This window comes from Rhodococcus sp. NCIMB 12038 (assembly GCF_002165735.1).
Lineage (GTDB): Bacteria > Actinomycetota > Actinomycetes > Mycobacteriales > Mycobacteriaceae > Rhodococcus_F.
The window spans coordinates 116,224-131,326 of record NZ_NHML01000014.1; the positions used below are offsets into that span (position 1 = coordinate 116,224).

General features: G+C 67.0%; 17 protein-coding genes. 9 read left to right on the forward strand and 8 right to left on the reverse strand.

Translation table 11 applies throughout. The annotated features are described in order from the left end of the window. Positions 1 to 29: 29 nt before the first annotated feature. The 6 genes from CA951_RS22165 to CA951_RS22190 form a co-directional block, all read right to left on the reverse strand. Complete coding sequence (locus CA951_RS22165) at positions 30 to 806, reverse strand: SDR family oxidoreductase (RefSeq protein ID WP_087558863.1); 777 nt, start codon at positions 804 to 806, stop codon at positions 30 to 32. Further along, positions 806 to 2,005, reverse strand: a complete 1,200-nt coding sequence (locus tag CA951_RS22170) for an acetyl-CoA C-acyltransferase (protein ID WP_087558864.1) — start codon at positions 2,003 to 2,005, stop codon at positions 806 to 808. The genes CA951_RS22165 and CA951_RS22170 overlap by 1 nt, the downstream gene beginning before the upstream one ends. A gap of 55 nt (positions 2,006 to 2,060) precedes the next feature. Then, complete coding sequence (locus CA951_RS22175; protein ID WP_087558865.1) at positions 2,061 to 3,044, reverse strand: phosphotransferase family protein; 984 nt, start codon at positions 3,042 to 3,044, stop codon at positions 2,061 to 2,063. A gap of 143 nt (positions 3,045 to 3,187) precedes the next feature. Further along, on the reverse strand, positions 3,188 to 4,609 hold the full coding sequence (locus CA951_RS22180) for an NAD(P)(+) transhydrogenase (Re/Si-specific) subunit beta (protein WP_087558866.1): 1,422 nt from the start codon (positions 4,607 to 4,609) through the stop codon (positions 3,188 to 3,190). Beyond that, complete coding sequence (locus CA951_RS22185; protein ID WP_087558867.1) at positions 4,609 to 4,962, reverse strand: NAD(P) transhydrogenase subunit alpha; 354 nt, start codon at positions 4,960 to 4,962, stop codon at positions 4,609 to 4,611. The genes CA951_RS22180 and CA951_RS22185 overlap by 1 nt, the downstream gene beginning before the upstream one ends. After that, positions 4,963 to 6,075, reverse strand: coding sequence for a Re/Si-specific NAD(P)(+) transhydrogenase subunit alpha (locus CA951_RS22190; RefSeq protein ID WP_087558868.1), 1,113 nt, complete (start codon positions 6,073 to 6,075; stop codon positions 4,963 to 4,965). Between the two features lie 271 nt (positions 6,076 to 6,346). On the opposite strand from CA951_RS22190, the gene CA951_RS22195 reads away from it, so the two are divergent. Together CA951_RS22195 and CA951_RS43505 are read left to right on the forward strand one after the other, a co-directional pair. Beyond that, positions 6,347 to 6,748: a DUF488 domain-containing protein gene (locus CA951_RS22195; RefSeq protein WP_072945947.1), complete on the forward strand. Its 402-nt coding sequence runs from the start codon at positions 6,347 to 6,349 to the stop codon at positions 6,746 to 6,748. After that, positions 6,745 to 6,909 carry a hypothetical protein gene (locus CA951_RS43505; protein WP_179220276.1) on the forward strand — a complete coding sequence of 55 codons (165 nt, stop codon included), beginning with the start codon at positions 6,745 to 6,747 and terminating at the stop codon, positions 6,907 to 6,909. The genes CA951_RS22195 and CA951_RS43505 overlap by 4 nt, the downstream gene beginning before the upstream one ends. 11 nt (positions 6,910 to 6,920) lie before the next feature. Here the strand turns inward: CA951_RS43505 and CA951_RS22200 are convergent, their stop codons facing one another. Further along, complete coding sequence (locus tag CA951_RS22200) at positions 6,921 to 8,462, reverse strand: AMP-binding protein (RefSeq protein ID WP_087558869.1); 1,542 nt, start codon at positions 8,460 to 8,462, stop codon at positions 6,921 to 6,923. 167 nt (positions 8,463 to 8,629) lie between these two features. On the opposite strand from CA951_RS22200, the gene CA951_RS22205 reads away from it, so the two are divergent. Continuing rightward, positions 8,630 to 9,448: a maleylpyruvate isomerase family mycothiol-dependent enzyme gene (locus tag CA951_RS22205; RefSeq protein WP_087558870.1), complete on the forward strand. Its 819-nt coding sequence runs from the start codon at positions 8,630 to 8,632 to the stop codon at positions 9,446 to 9,448. Positions 9,449 to 9,453: 5 nt separating this feature from the next. Next, complete coding sequence (locus CA951_RS22210) at positions 9,454 to 10,137, forward strand: Type 1 glutamine amidotransferase-like domain-containing protein (protein ID WP_087558871.1); 684 nt, start codon at positions 9,454 to 9,456, stop codon at positions 10,135 to 10,137. A 29-nt stretch (positions 10,138 to 10,166) separates the two neighbouring features. On the opposite strand, the gene CA951_RS22215 is transcribed toward CA951_RS22210, so the two are convergent. Beyond that, positions 10,167 to 10,496 carry a hypothetical protein gene (locus tag CA951_RS22215; RefSeq protein ID WP_011594545.1) on the reverse strand — a complete coding sequence of 110 codons (330 nt, stop codon included), beginning with the start codon at positions 10,494 to 10,496 and terminating at the stop codon, positions 10,167 to 10,169. Positions 10,497 to 11,009: 513 nt separating this feature from the next. Here CA951_RS22215 and CA951_RS22220 point away from each other — a divergent pair. The 5 genes from CA951_RS22220 to CA951_RS22240 all read left to right on the forward strand — a co-directional run bounded on the left by CA951_RS22220 (position 11,010) and on the right by CA951_RS22240 (position 15,071). Beyond that, complete coding sequence (locus CA951_RS22220) at positions 11,010 to 12,383, forward strand: FAD-binding oxidoreductase (protein WP_087558994.1); 1,374 nt, start codon at positions 11,010 to 11,012, stop codon at positions 12,381 to 12,383. Positions 12,384 to 12,493: 110 nt separating this feature from the next. Further along, positions 12,494 to 13,684, forward strand: a complete 1,191-nt coding sequence (locus CA951_RS22225) for a DUF4185 domain-containing protein (RefSeq protein WP_087558872.1) — start codon at positions 12,494 to 12,496, stop codon at positions 13,682 to 13,684. Between the two features lie 64 nt (positions 13,685 to 13,748). Continuing rightward, positions 13,749 to 14,024, forward strand: coding sequence for a GNAT family N-acetyltransferase (locus tag CA951_RS22230; protein WP_012688515.1), 276 nt, complete (start codon positions 13,749 to 13,751; stop codon positions 14,022 to 14,024). Further along, a complete protein-coding gene (locus CA951_RS22235) occupies positions 14,008 to 14,547 on the forward strand; it encodes a DUF3558 domain-containing protein (protein WP_087558873.1) in 540 nt (179 codons plus the stop codon). Before CA951_RS22230 ends, CA951_RS22235 begins: the two co-directional genes overlap by 17 nt. Beyond that, positions 14,544 to 15,071: a DUF3558 domain-containing protein gene (locus tag CA951_RS22240; protein WP_087558874.1), complete on the forward strand. Its 528-nt coding sequence runs from the start codon at positions 14,544 to 14,546 to the stop codon at positions 15,069 to 15,071. The genes CA951_RS22235 and CA951_RS22240 overlap by 4 nt, the downstream gene beginning before the upstream one ends. Positions 15,072 to 15,103 lie beyond the last annotated feature (32 nt).

The window sequence follows — 15,103 nt, forward strand, 5'->3', positions numbered from 1 at the left end:
GAATGGTGTGATGGCGCGACGAGTAGAGTTCAGTTCGCTCCGCTGACGCCTCCGTCGACAGGGATCACCGCGCCGGTCAGGTACGCACCGGCGCGCGAGGACAGGAAGAGCGCCGTGCCCGCGATATCTTCCGGTGTGCCCGTCCGGTGTAGCGGCACTTTGTCCGTCATCCGTCGGCGGGCCGCATCGTCGTCCAACGCATGCGCCATCATCTTCGTCGGAAAGAGGCCCGGGGCAATGGCATTGACGGTGATGTGCTCGGCTGCGAGGGCTGCGGCCGTCTTCCTGGTCAGCATATGGACCGCGGCCTTGCTCGCGGCATAGGAGAAATTGTCGGCACTCGATACGCGGAGTCCGTCGATCGAACCGATGTTGATCACCCGCGCGGGGTCTTCGACGCTCGCGGCCACTCGGAGCTGGGGCAGCAGTTTCTGGGTGAGCAGGAAGACCGCCTTCACGTTGACGCCCATGACCTTGCCGAATCCGCTGCCGGGGAACTCGCCGAGCGGTGCCCCCCATGTTGCTCCCGCATTGTTGACGAGCACGTCGAGTGATGGTGCGATCTGTGCCGTCCGCTCGGCAAGACTGTCGATACCCTCGTCGGTGGTGAGGTCGGCGGCGTGGGCGATGCACGTCCCGAACCGGGACAACTCCGTCTCCGCCTCCTTACAGATGTCGGCCTTGCGAGAGGAGATGATCACGGTTGCCCCGGCCTCGACGAATCCCCGGGCGATCATCAGACCGATGCCACGGGAACCACCGGTCACCAGCACGTTCTTGCCGGTGACGTCGAACAGGCCCCGCATCACAGAACCTCGAACAGTCCGGCTACGCCCATCCCGGCGGCGACACACATCGTGACCACGACATACCGCACTCCGCGACGTTTACCCTCGATCAGGGCATGGCCGACAAGGCGCGCCCCTGTCATCCCGTACGGGTGTCCGACCGAGATTCCGCCGCCGTCGACGTTGAACCGGTCGGGGTCGATCCCGAGTTCGTCGCGGCAATACACCGCCTGGGATGCGAACGCCTCGTTCAGCTCCCACAGGCCGATGTCGTCGACGGTGAGATTGTGGGTCCCGAGTAGTTTCGGGATCGCGAACACCGGGCCGATACCCATCTCGTCGGGCCCGCAACCGGCCACCGCGATACCCCGGTAAAGTCCGAGCGGTGTCAGGCCACGCCGCTCCGCCTCCCCCGCTTCCATGAGTACCGACGCCGACGCGCCATCGGAGAGCTGCGACGAGTTACCCGCCGTGACGGTCGATTGCTTGGTCACCTGCCCGTCGGGCAGTACCGGGCGCAGGCCGGACAACCCGTCGAGAGTGGTGGACACTCTGTTTCCTTCGTCATGCGTGAGGATCACCTCCTCGGAGCGCACGGCGCCGGTGGCTTTGTCGGTGAGTGTCTTGACGCTCGGCATCGCGACGATCTCCTCATCGAATCGCCCGCCGTCCTGCGCGGCGGCGGTGCGCCGCTGCGACGCCAATGCGTACTCGTCCTGACGGTCTCTGCTGACGCCGTACCGCTCCGCGACGATCTCCGCCGTCTGCAACATCGGCATGTAGAAGTCGGGCTTGTGCTCGGTGAGCCACGGATCCGCCGCGCGGTGCCGGTTCATGTGGTCGTTCTGGACCAGCGAGATCGATTCCACCCCACCGCCGACCGTCACCTGCATGCCATCGGTGATGATTTGTTTTGCGGCGGTGGCGATCGCCATCAGTCCCGATGAGCACCTCCGGTCGATCGTCATCCCCGGGACCGAGTCCGGTAGCCCGGCGCGAATCACGGCCTGGCGGGCGATGTTGCCACCCGCAGTGCCTTCCTGGAGCGAGCAACCGAGGATCACGTCCTCGACTTCGCCGCCGTCGATTCCCGCGCGCTGGACAGCGTGCGACAACGCGTGAGCGGCGAGTTCCTGCGCTTGGGTGTCGTTGAATGCCCCGCGGTACGCCTTGCCGATCGGCGTGCGTGCAGTGGAGACGATGACTGCTTCTCTCATGGTGCTACTTCACTTTCTTCATCATGGTCGATTCTTTGCCCGCTTCGCCTACGTCTCACATGCCGGCGTCATCGGCGATCTCGTGGGCCTTGTCGACGAGAGCGCTGACCCGTGCCGCCGTGGGAGTTCCCGCGGCAGCCCTGTTCTGGGGCTCGTCGATCGCGCGTTTGCGCACTCCCTCTGCGATGACGGCGATCTTCCACAATCCCAGGGCATGCCAGAATTTCAGTGCCGCCGGATCTCTGCCCGTCTCGGTGAGGTAGATCTGGGCGAGCTCGTCGCGGTATGGGAATCCGTCGAGTGTGGAGGCTGCGAAGTCGCTACACATCGCCTCTCCCCGCTGTGGCCAATAGGCGAGCAGGGTGCCCATGTCTGCGAGCGGGTCGCCCAGTGTCGCGAGCTCCCAGTCGAGCGCCGCGATCACCTCGCCGTTCTCGGATGAGGTGATGACATTGCGCAAATGGAAATCGCCGTGCACCAATGTCAACTCGCGTTGCGAGGGAACCGCTGCGGACAGGCGTCCGGTGAGGCTGTCGAGCGCAGGCAGTTCCCGAGTCTTCGACTTCTCCCACTGCATACTCCATCGCCTGAGTTGGCGTTGGGCGTACGAGCGGTGGCTTGACAGGTCGCGCAAGCCGGCGGACTTCAGGTCCACCGCATGGATCTTCGCCAAGGTTCGCGGTAGCGATCGGCCGATGTCGCGGCGCAGGCGCGGTGCCAGTTCTCGAGCGATGGGCATGCGGTCAACCACCAGGCCGTCGACGAACTCCATCAACACCAGCGGCGCGTCGGTGACAGCTGCATCCGCCGTGACGCCCAGGATTCGCGGGACCGGGACCTCGGTTGCCTCGAGCGCGGACAAGATCCTTGCTTCTCGCACCACGTCGTGCGCGGACGCGAGCAGCTGTCCGAGCGGCGGTCGCCGCAGCACCCATTTCCGTTCGGCTCGATCGCGAACCAGATAGGTGAGGTTCGATTGCCCGAGGCCGATCCGATCGAAGCGAAGCGGCCCGGTCACGGCCACACCGAGGGTGATCATCCAATCAGCAACCTTCACCGGTGCTGAGGGTTCGCGTGGAAACACGGTAGCTCCTGAGGGTGTTGACGAGAGTAGGCGGCTCCGCCGCCCGTGCGCCTTTTTGGTAGCTCCCACTACCAGAAAGGCGCACGGGCCCGGAGGGCCTACAGGGCNTTGAGTTCCTCGGTGACCTCGGAGACCGACTTCTTCGCGTCCCCGAACAGCATCGAGGTGGTGTCCGCGAAGAACAGCGGGTTGTCGATGCCGGCGAACCCGGAGTTCATCGACCGCTTGAGCACGATCACCGACTTCGACTGGTCCACATTCAGGATGGGCATNCCGTGGATCGGTGACGACGGATCATTGCGGGCGGCCGGGTTGGTGACATCGTTCGCGCCGATCACCAGGGTGACATCGGTGCGTGAGAACTCGTCGTTGATGTCGTCCATTTCCTTCATCGCGTCGTACTCGACGTCCGCCTCCGCCANNAGCACGTTCATGTGCCCGGGCATCCGGCCCGCGACCGGGTGGATCGCGTACTTGACCTCGACNCCCTTCGACTCGAGCAGCTTGGCCATGTCCTTGACCGCGTGCTGGGCCTGCGCCACCGCCAACCCGTACCCGGGGACGACGATGACCTGGTTGGCGTACGCCATCTGGATCGCCGCATCGGCCGCCGAGGTGGCCTTCGCCGTCTTCGCGGTGCCGTCCCCGACCGCCGCCGCGCCGCCGCCGCCGAACCCGCCGGCCACGATCGCCGGGATGGACCGGTTCATCGCCTTCGCCATCAGGTTGGTCAGGATCGAACCCGACGCGCCGACGATCATGCCGGCCACGATCATCGCCTGATTGTTCANNGCCAGACCCGCCGCCGCCGCGGACAGACCGGTCAACGCGTTGAGCAGCGAGATCACCACGGGCATGTCGGCGCCGCCGATCGGCAGCACCACCATCAACCCGAGCACCGCCGCCAACACCAGCACCCCGACGATCCACCACTGCGAGGTGGGTCCGGTCGGGTCGATCGCCTTGATCCCGATCGCCACCGCCAACGCGACCGCCCCGACCAGCAGCACCGCATTGAGGGGTTGCTGCAGTTTGCCGATGCCGATCGGCCGGCCCGGCAGCGTCTCCTGCAGCTTCAGGAACGCGATCACCGAACCCCAGAACGAGATCGACCCGATGACCGCCGCGAACAGCGACGCGATCACGATGTGCACCGTCGGGGACTCGCCGTGCGCGAACGCGGTGAACCCGTCCGAGTCCAGGAATTCCGCATACGCGATCAGCGCGACGGTGCCNCCACCGACACCGTTGAACAACGCCACCAGCTGCGGCATGGCGGTCATCTTCGTCCGCAACGCCGGCGGCACCCCCAGCACCACACCGATCACCAGACCGGCGACGATCAGCACCCAGTTGGAGGTGTCCCGGATCGAGATCAGGGTNGCGACCACGGCCACCCCCATGCCGACCGCGGCGATCTGGTTNCCGCGGACCGCGGTCTTCGGGCCGGTCAGACCCATCAGACCGTAGATGAACATCGAGAACGCCACGATGTAGAGCACGTTGACGAGGTACTCCATTACCGGTCCCCACCCTTCTCAGACACAGCGGCAGTGACATCAGAAACCGCGGGAGCGGTGGGGGTCGGCTTGGACTTGAACATGCCCAGCATCCGGTCGGTCACCACGAAACCACCGACCACGTTGATCGTTCCGAACACCAGCGCCACGAACAGGATCACCTGCAACCCCCACGGCGGGTTCTCGACCTTGCCGAGCACCACCAGGGCGCCGAGCACCACGATGCCGTGGATCGCGTTGGTCCCCGACATCAGCGGGGTATGCAACGTGTTCGGGACCTTCGAGATCACCGCGAACCCCACGAACCCGGACAACACCAGGATCGCGATGTTCGCCAACAATTCGGTATACATCTAGGACACACCCTCCTCACGGGTGACGCAGGACGCGGCGAGGACCTCGTCCGAGAAATCGGGGGCCAGNGCGCCGTCGACGAGCATCAGCTCCAGCAGNGCGGAGATGTTCTTCGAGTACAGCTCGGAGGCGTGCTCGGGCATGCTGGCGGGCAGGTTCAGCGGTGAGCAGATCGTCACCCCGTGCTTGACGACGGTCTGACCGGGTTCGGTGAGTTCGCAGTTGCCGCCGGTCTCGCCGGCCAGGTCGACCACCACACTGCCGGGTTTCATGCCCTCCACCGCGGCCGCGGTCACCAACCGGGGTGCCGGGCGGCCCGGGACCAGGGCGGTGGTGATGACCACGTCGAACCCCTTGATCGCGTTTTCCAGGGCCTGCTGCTGCTGCGCCCGCTCCGCCTCGGTCAGTTCGCGGGCGTAGCCGCCCTCACCGGCGGCGTCGATCCCCAGATCGAGCCACTGNGCACCGACCGAGCGGACCTGGTCGGCGACCTCGGGGCGCACGTCGTAGCCGGTGGCCCTCCCGCCGAGCCGCTTCGCCGTCGCCAGGGCCTGCAGGCCGGCGACACCGACCCCCAGNACCAGCACCGTNGCCGGTTTGACGGTGCCGGCGGCGGTGGTGAGCATCGGGAAGAACCGNGTCGACTCCGACGCCGCNAGCAGCACCGACTTGTAGCCGGAGACGTTCGCCTGCGACGACAACGCGTCCATCACCTGGGCGCGGGAGATCCGCGGGATCGCCTCCACCGCGAACGCCGCCACCCCGGCCGNCTTCAGCGCGGCCACCTGATTGTCCTGATTGCGGGGGGCGAGGAACCCGATCAACGTCTGCCCGGCATGNAGCCGGCCCACTTCCTCGTCCGACGGCGGCGCGACCTTCACGATCACNTCCGCCGACCACGGGTCGGCGATCTTCGCCCCCACCCCGGTGTACAACTCGTCCGGAATCAACGCGCCCAACCCGGCACCCGACTCGACCACCACGTCGACGCCCTTGGCGATCAACGACGCCACGACCTTCGGCACCAACGCCACCCGACGCTCACCGTCGTTCGATTCCCGAACGACGCCGATCGTCGGGCGCGCGGTGGACGCGCTCTGCGATGTATCCATGTATCGACTTCCTGCGGTAGATGGTGTGTGTGCCGCGACGAGCGGCGATCAACCGATGACGAGCGGGAAAAAAATTCCCCCGATTCGACTGAGTTAGCTGATAGTAGCCAGAGAACGCGTGACGTAGGGAACAGAGAACGCCGTGCGTACGCGTCTGAATCGAGTCCGAACAGTCGTTCTCACAGATCTTTCTGCTCGTTTGTGAACCCGATCACAGGGCGATTCGTCGTAGTCTGACGGTAGACAGCCGCAAGGAAGCGGAGGTTCGGCCATGAGCAAACCGAAGGAACGGAGCGCGGAGGACGTCACCGCGGATCCGCCGGTGATCGTCGAGCGGGTCTACGACCATCCGACAGAGGGCGACGGACTGCGACTGTTCGTCGACCGGCTGTGGCCGCGGGGGCTGCGCAAGGACGCGTTCCATTTCGACGACTGGGCCAAGGACCTGGCGCCGTCGACGGAGTTGCGTCATTGGTACTCGCACGACGTCGCCGCGTTCAGCGAGTTCCGCGAGCGGTACGTCCACGAGCTCGATTCGCCGACCGGTAGGAAGGCGGTCGCGCGGGTGCAGGAACTCGCGCAGGGGCGGCCGATCGTTCTGCTCACCGCGACGAAGGATGTCAGCCACAGTCATGCCGAGGTCCTCGCCGAATACATGCTGGATCGGTTGTGAGGTCTCCCGGCGACGAGACCCTGCCCACCGCCGAGCCGGACGACGACCTCGGCGGCGATCCGGTCTGCTGGCTCGACCGCGTGTGCCCCGACTGCGGGTTGTTCCTCACCGACCGAACCGCGAGCACCTGCCCGCGCTGCGGTGCGGCGCGGGACAGGTGACGGCCGGGGGGTCAGCCGGCGTTCAGGTACCGCGCGCGGAGTTTGTGCTTGACGAGTTTGCCGGTGGGGGTGCGCGGCAGGTCGTCGGAGAAGTCGATGCTGCGCGGCGCCTTGTAGTGACTGACCCGCTCCCGCACGTAGTCGAGTAGCTCGCGGGCGACGGCGTCCGACGGCTCCACCCCGTCGACGAGTTGCACGACGGCTTTGACCTGTTCGCCCATCTCCTCATCGGGCACCCCGATCACCGCGACGTCGAACACCTTGGGATGCATGGTGAGAACGTTCTCCGACTCCTGCGGGTAGACATTCACTCCGCCCGAGATGATCATGAACGCGGCGCGGTCCGTGAGGTAGAGGAAGCGGTCGGAGTCGATGTACCCGATGTCGCCGCTCGTGGTCCACGTCGGGTGGTCGGGGTGCGTCGCGGAGTCGGTCTTCGCAGGGTCGTTGTGATACTCGAACGGCCGCTCCTCCCGTTCCCAGTAGACGGTTCCGACGTCGCCGACGGGGACATCAGCGCCGGAGTCGTCGCAGATGTGCACGATGCCCATGACCCCGTCGTGGCCCACCGACCCGGGCTTGGCGAGCGCCTGTGCGCTGTCGATGAACGTGGCACCGGCGCCCTCGGTGGAGGCGTAGTACTCGTGAATGACCGGTCCCCACCAGTCGATCATCGACCGCTTCACGTCGGGCGGGCACGGCGCGGCCGCGTGGATCGCCACCTTCAGGCTCGACACGTCGAACTTGTCGCGAACGTCCTTCGGCAGCTTGAGCATCCGGACGAACATCGTCGGAACCCACTGACTGTGGGTCACCCGGTACTCCTCGATGAGCCGCAGCGACTCCTCGGCGTCGAAACGGTCCATCAGCACGATCGTGCCGCCGACGGAGGTGATGGTGCCGCAGAAGCGCAGCGGCGCAGCGTGATACAGGGGCGCCGGGCACAGATAGACGGTGTCGGAATCGAATCCGTACATCGGGGCGAACACCGCCGTGTACGGGTCCGTCGTCGTGTTCACTTCGCCGTCGGGGAGTGCGGGTTTGATCCCCTTGGGCCTGCCGGTGGTGCCCGACGAGTACAGCATGTCCTGTCCGCGGGGCTGGGAATCGAGCGGTGCGGCCGACTGCGCCGCCACGGCGTCCTCGTAATTGTCGAATCCGTCCAGTGCACCGCCGTAGACGAGCCGGTGGCGGACGCGGGGCAGCTGATGCGGGTCGCGGGGCACGGCGCCGGCCGCGTCGGCGGACACGATGAGAACCTCGGCGCCGCAGTCGTCGACGACGTAACCGGCTTCCTCCGGGGTGAGGTGCCAGTTCACCACGGTGATGTACAGCCCGGATCGCAGCGCAGCCCAGTACACCTCGAGGACCCGGAGGTCGTTGCTCGACACGAGCGCCAGGTGGTCCCCGACCTTCAGGCCGAGCGAGCGCAGGTGCCGGGCGAGGCGGGTGGACCGCTCGTCCAGCTCCCGGTAGGTCAGCCGCTCCCCCGTCGAGGGACGTATGACGGCGGGCTTGTCCGGGGTGGTCGCCACGAAGTTTCCAGGGAACATCCGCACTCCTTTTGTTAATGGAGATTCTCACAATCGGTCTACCACACCGAACCCCGGACGGGGAGGCCTTCGACGCTCTCACCGGCGCATTCGCCCGCCCGCGGCGAAAATGCTCGGACTCTCCGGCGGAAGGTCCTAGAGTTGAGGCAAAAGGAGGCGTACGACCCGTGAATGCCCTGCAGAAGGAACCGATCCTCGACGCACTGTTCGAGGAATGGGACGTACTCGACGACGTGCTGTCCTCGTTGTCCGGCGACGCGTGGTTCACACCCACCGCGCTGCCCGGGTGGACGGTGCACGACGTGACCGCGCATCTGATCGGCACGGAGTCGTTGCTCGCCGGAATCTCCGCGCCGCACACCACCATCGACGTCCGCGGCCTCGCCCACGTGCGCAACGAGATCGGTGCGTTCAACGAAGAGTGGGTCGAGGGACTACGGGGGTGCTCCGGCCCCGAGATGCTCGAGCGTTTCCGGATGATCGTCGCCCGCAGGCGGTCGGAGCTGGGCGAGATGACCGACGAGATGTTCGAGGCCGAGGCCACCACACCGGTCGGGCCGGCACCCTATCTCCGGTTCATGCGCATCCGCCTGTTCGACTGCTGGATGCACGAGCTCGACCTGAGGGACGCGCTCGGGCTGCCCGGCGACGAGGGCGGCCTGCGCGGGGAGACGGCGTTCGCGGAGATCGCAGGCGCCGTCGCATTCCTCGTCGGCAAGCGCGGAAAGGCCCCGGACGGGTCGAGGATCACGCTCGAGCTGACGGGACCGCTCGCCCGGAACATTCACATCGCCGTCGACGGCAGGGCCGCGGTGGTCGACGAACTGCCGTCGGAGGCCACCACGAGGGTGACTCTCGACTCCCGGCTGTTCACCCGGCTGGCGGGTGGCAGGACGACGGCCGCGGACCACCGCGACGAGATCGCGTTGCGCGGCGACACCGACGCGGGCAAGCGGATCGTCGACAACCTCGCGTTCACGATCTGACCGCGGTGCGCCTGTTCCTGTCCTCGTACCGGTTCGGTGCGGATCCCGCGCCGCTGCTGTCGCTCGTCGGCCGTCCGGGGCGCGTCGCGGTGATCGCGGCGGCGGCGGACGCGTGGCCGCGGACGGCGCGGACGTCGGCGGTCGTGAGTGACGTGATGCCGCTGACGCGCCTGGGCTTCACCGCGGAGGAGGTGGATCTACGCGACTACGTCGGCGACGACGGGCAGCCGTGTGCGGCCGCGCTGAGGCAGCGGCTCGACGGGTTCGGCTTGGTGTGGGTGCGCGGCGGGAACACGTTCGTGTTGCGCGCGCAGATGGCCCGGAGTGGGGCTGACCGGGTGATCCCGGAACTGTTGGCGAGCGATTCGCTCGTGTACGCCGGCTACAGCGCGGGGGCGTGTGTGATGACTCCGACGCTGCACGGTCTCGACTCCTCCGATGACCCGGCGGAGGTGGTCGCGACGTGTGGCGTGGAGCCGCGCTGGGACGGATTGGGGATGGTGGGCTTTGCGATCGTGCCGCATTACCCGCCTGCGGAGCTTCCAGGGGCCGGGAACGCGGTGCCCTTGGAGGACGCGGCCGCCGTTCGGCGCACGGTCGACGCCCTGAGGCTCGCCGGCATCGAGTACCGCACCTTGACGGACGATCAGGCGATCGTCGTGAACGGAGATCGAACCGAACTCGTCTGACGACGGCGAGCCCTGCGGCGGGAGGGCCGTCAGCCGAAGACGGCGACCGGCACGGACGGGGTGAAGGGGGCGACGCGGTCGAGTGCGGCCCAGGTGACCTCGCAGCGCTTGGCGGTGACTTCGTCCGCGTCGGCGAGGAGCGTGTTCAGGAGGGTCTTCGGGTTCAGGCGCCATTCCTGGACCATCGACCGGACTTCCTCGTTGGTGAACAGTCCCGAACCGGCGAGTGCGAAGATCCATTCGTCGAACTCGCCACGGTGGATCTGCTCGATGGAGTCGTAGTCGATTCCACCATCGAGGAACTCGTACGAGAACATCGCGGAGATGTAGCTGCTGGGATCTCGGTGGAGTGCATTCATCGGTGCGGGTCCTTCCAGGGTCGGTGCGGCAAAACCCGGCCCCAACGGTGTTCTGGCTCACATTTCGTGAGAATCTCCGTTTGGGTGTAACGCCTCGCCGGTGTTTGACGATGCAAGACGCTAACCCGTAGAAGTGGGTTTTTGCATTGCCTGGTCGATACGATCCGGTAACAGAGTGACGATTGTGACCTGTGTTACACCCGATTTGTCCGGGTCCGCCCGGTTCGCGGGACGCCCCTACCTGCATTTTCCCCTCCGGGCACGGGTACATACCCCATCGGTGGACCCCTCGAAAAAATTCACCCCCCTGATCCCACATCGTGAGACTCCTACGCGTAAGTAACTAACAGATGGGCTATTGGCGGGTCGCTTCTGCACCGAACGTCCAGGTTGGAGCGATATCCAGGAAACACGGTCGGAATCGGTTCAGTTGGACGCATGACCAAATCGGGGACACTCGTCGTCCGCCGGGCTACCGTCGAGGTCCCCGACACCCGCATTCCAGGAGTCACGATGACGGTCACCGACGACGCACTCGCGGCGCTCTCGAGCACGCTCCCCCGAGGCTGCCTCGTCACCGATCCGGACGTCCTGGCGTCCTACCGCCAGGACTGGGCGCGCGACCCCGACGCTGTCCTCCCCCTCGCCGTCGCCCGCCCCACGACCACCGAGGAAGTCCAGGTGGTGATGCGCTGGGCGACCGAGCACCGCGTCCCCGTGATCCCGCGCGGCGCCGGGTCCGGGCTCAGCGGCGGCGCCACCGCCGTGGCGGGCAGCGTGGTGGTCAGCACCGAACGCATGCGCCGGATCGAGGTGGACCCGGTGACGCGGATCGCCGTCGTCGAACCGGGACTGCTCAACGCCGAGGTCAAGGCCGCGGCCGCCGAACACGGCCTCTGGTACCCGCCCGATCCGTCGTCGTTCGAGATGTGCTCGATCGGCGGCAACGTCGCGACCAACGCGGGCGGGCTGTGCTGCGTCAAGTACGGCGTCACCACCGACTACGTCCTCGCACTGCGGGTGGTTCTCGCGGACGGGACGGACGTGCGCCTGGGCGGGCCGCGCCTGAAGGACGTGGCCGGCCTGTCGCTGACCAAGTTGTTCGTCGGGAGCGAGGGAACGCTCGGCATCGTCACGGAGGCGACGCTGCGGCTGATCCCGGCCCAGCCGCCTGCGAGCACCCTCGTCGCGTCGTTCGCCTCCGTGCAGGCGGCCGCCGACACCGTGCTCGCCATTACCCGCACGCTGCGACCGTCGATGCTCGAGTTCATGGACCGCGCCTCGATCGGCGCCGTCGAGGACGCACTGAAGATGGGCCTGGACCGGACGGCGGAGGCGATGCTCATCGCCCGTTCGGACGCCCCCGGTGCGATTGCGGCCGAAGAGATTTCCGTCATGGCGGACGCCTGCACGGCGAACGGCGCGACCGAGGTCTTCACCACCGACGACCCCGACGAGGGCGAAGCGTTCGCCGCGGCAAGACGATTCGCGATCCCCGCGGTCGAGAGACTGGGCACCCTGCTCCTCGAGGACGTCGGGGTCCCGCTGCCGAAACTGCCGGCGCTGGTAGAGGGAATCGCGGCCATCTCCCGCGAGCGTGACGTGATGGTCGCGGTGATCGCCCACGCCGGCGACGGAAACACGCACCCGCTCATCGTGTTCGACCCCGGGGACGCCGCGATGGCCGAGCGCGCCCATCTCGCTTTCGGCGAGATCATGGACCTCGCAATCGCTCTCGGCGGCACGATCACCGGCGAGCACGGTGTCGGCCGCCTGAAGAAGGCCTGGCTGCCCGACCAGTTGGGCCCGGACGTCATGGAATTGACGCAGCGGATCAAGACGGCACTCGACCCGCTGGGGATACTCAACCCCGGAGCGATTCTGTAGCTACCCGGCGTTGGTGCGATACCCAATGGTTACCCAAGGGACTGGTGTGACAGGTGAGGTATTGCTAGCGTGACCGGACCGAACTCGACTCGTCGCAGAGAGGTGCGCTCGTGACCAGACTCCGCCGTGTCGCCTCCCTGGCGATGCCCGCCCTACTCGCGTCCACCTGCACGTTTTTCACGATGGCACCCCCTGTTGCGACGGCGGCGCCGTGCCTCGGCGGAACCGGCAGCCTCGGATCGAGTGGCTCGGGCCAGGGCATCAATCCCATCCCCTGGCTCAACGGCAGCGACGGCCGCCTTCCCGAGCTGCGTGGCAAAACTCAGGCAATCGCGCACATCACCGGGCCGCGCAGCCCCAACGACACGATCGGCAGGTTCCGGGTACTCGGCACCGACCTCGGCATCATGTGGGACAACGGCGGCGGCGAGATCCTCACCGCGTTCGGCGACACCGTCGGGCTGAGCGACAACCCGCTGTGCGGTCTGGTCGGCGACTGGCGCAGCAACATCCTGCTGCGCAGCTCCGACAAGGACCTCACCGACGGGATGGGCATCGACAATTCCCCGGTCGATCTGCCGAATCATTCCAAGGAGATCATCCAGAGCCAGAAGATCCCGGGCGTGGAGCAGACCGTCATCCCCACCACCGGCATCTCGGTCGGCGCGGGTCCGGCCGCGACGCAGTACATCAACTACATGTCGGTGCGCAGCTGGGGCGCCCCGGGCGAGTGGGACACCAACGCGTCCGGCATCGCGTACTCCGTGGACAACGGCGAGAACTGGGTCACCGATCCCCTGACGCTGCGGCCCAACGTGCCGGGCACGGGCGCCGAGAACTTCCAGATGGGCTCGTACGTCAAGCACGACGGATTCGTCTACGCGTTCGGCACCCCGTCGGGGCGGTCCGGCGACGCCCGGTTGTCGCGGGTGAAGGAGGCGGACCTCCGGAACCTCTCGCTGTACGAGTACTGGGACGGCAAGGGGTGGGTGAAGGCCAACGCGACCGTCGCCACACCGGTGATCGCGGGACCCGTCAGCGAGTTGTCCGTGCAGTACAACGAATACCTGGGGCAGTTCGTGGCGATGTACACCGATGCCGGCAACTCGGTGGTCATGCGCCGGTCCGACCACCTCGAATCCGGCTGGAGCGAACCCGAAGTGCTCGTGAGCAGCCGGGACGTGCCCGAGCTGTACGGCGCGTACATGCACCCGTGGTCGAAGGGATCCGACCTGTATTTCCTGGCCACCACCTGGTCGGACTACAACGTCATGCTGCTGCGCACCAACCTGGCGGACTGACGTAATCTGCGAGTGACAGCGTGCGCGGGACAGCGCGCACGCCACACGAGCAGAGGAGCGATCTGTGGCGGCCACGGTGGAACACGACGTGTCGGAATCCCGGTTCGAGATCTACCTCGACGGCCAGCTGGCCGGATACGCCGACTACTTCGAGCGGAACGGCGCCCGCGACTTCCACCACACCGTGACGTACCCGCAGTTCCGCGGGCAGGGTCTGGCGGCCGTGGTGGTGAAGGCCGCCCTCGACGACACGAAGTCCAGTGGGCTCTCCGTGATCCCGTCGTGCTCGTACGTGGAGAAGTACATCGCCGAGAATCCGAGCTATGCGGAGCTCGTCTGATCCGCTCCGCCCCGTCGTCCGCGCGACGTGTCTTCTCGCCGCGACGGTCGTGCTGGCCGGCTGCGGTTCCGACGGCGGTTCCGACACCGGTCCGGCGTCCGCACCGACGAACTCGGTGGCCGCGCAGCCCGGCCCGTTCGTGGGTGAATGCGGTTCGCTGACCGACGCCGAGGTGTACGAGCGGGCGGGGATCGCCGGTCTCACCCCGGTGTCACGGAACGGCATCAAGTGCCGGTGGGAAGCGGACGGCGGCGAACGGTACGTGATGTTCACCTGGTACCGCGGCAGCCCTATCGACAGGGAGCGCGCGGTGGCCAAGGGCATCGGTCACGAGGTCCACGACCTCGAGATCGCCGGGCATCGCGGATTCTCCTCGCAGAACGTCGGGTTCTGCGAGGTCGCGCTCGGCACCGGTTCCGATTTCGTGCACTGGCTGGTCCGCTACGGCGCGGGCAATGCACCCGCCGATCCGTGCGAGGCCCCGACCGCGCTCGGCCGGCTGACGCTGGAGAAGGCCAAGTGAGCGGCGCCCGGCGACTCGCCGCGGCGGTCGCGTCGGTGATCGTACTGGCCGGTTGCGGCACGTCCGTCACGGGCACTCCCCTGCCCGAGGGCGCCGCGTCCTCCGACGACGGCGGCTCGCCGCAGTTCGACAAGCTCCTGCGCGAATGCGACGCCGTCCCCGACGACAAGATCGCGGAGACACTGCACGGCGCAGGCATCGACCAGTACTTCTACGGTGCGGTGTGCATGTGGACGGTGTCGTCCGCCGCCGGATCGATCGACGTCACGTTCGGCTGGTTCGAGAACAACTCGCTGCAGCGGGAGCGAACGGTGGCCGACCAGCTGGGCTATCAGGTGGAGGCCACGACGATCGCGGGCACGTCGGCGTTCAGCGCCCGGCGGCCGGGTGATTCGGCGGCGTGCGGGATCACCGCCGCCTACTCCGGTGTCATCACGTGGTGGGTGCAGCAACGGTCTGGGACGGGCGACCCGTGCGACGGCGCGCGCACGCTCGCCGAGTTGACTCTGCAACGCAACCAGTAGCGGCCGAAATTCGCTCGCGGTGGCCACGACCT

What these genes read in the sequence shown, in the direction of transcription:
- CA951_RS22165 (WP_087558863.1), bottom strand. Translation starts at nt 806, where the DNA reads ATGCGGGGCCTGTTCGACGTCACCGGCAAGAACGTGCTGGTGACCGGT.
- CA951_RS22170 (WP_087558864.1), bottom strand. Translation starts at nt 2,005, where the DNA reads ATGAGAGAAGCAGTCATCGTCTCCACTGCACGCACGCCGATCGGCAAG.
- CA951_RS22175 (WP_087558865.1), bottom strand. Translation starts at nt 3,044, where the DNA reads ATGATCACCCTCGGTGTGGCCGTGACCGGGCCGCTTCGCTTCGATCGG.
- CA951_RS22185 (WP_087558867.1), bottom strand. Translation starts at nt 4,962, where the DNA reads ATGTATACCGAATTGTTGGCGAACATCGCGATCCTGGTGTTGTCCGGG.
- CA951_RS22195 (WP_072945947.1), top strand. Translation starts at nt 6,347, where the DNA reads ATGAGCAAACCGAAGGAACGGAGCGCGGAGGACGTCACCGCGGATCCG.
- CA951_RS22200 (WP_087558869.1), bottom strand. Translation starts at nt 8,462, where the DNA reads ATGTTCCCTGGAAACTTCGTGGCGACCACCCCGGACAAGCCCGCCGTC.
- CA951_RS22215 (WP_011594545.1), bottom strand. Translation starts at nt 10,496, where the DNA reads ATGAATGCACTCCACCGAGATCCCAGCAGCTACATCTCCGCGATGTTC.
- CA951_RS22220 (WP_087558994.1), top strand. Translation starts at nt 11,010, where the DNA reads ATGACGGTCACCGACGACGCACTCGCGGCGCTCTCGAGCACGCTCCCC.
- CA951_RS22235 (WP_087558873.1), top strand. Translation starts at nt 14,008, where the DNA reads ATGCGGAGCTCGTCTGATCCGCTCCGCCCCGTCGTCCGCGCGACGTGT.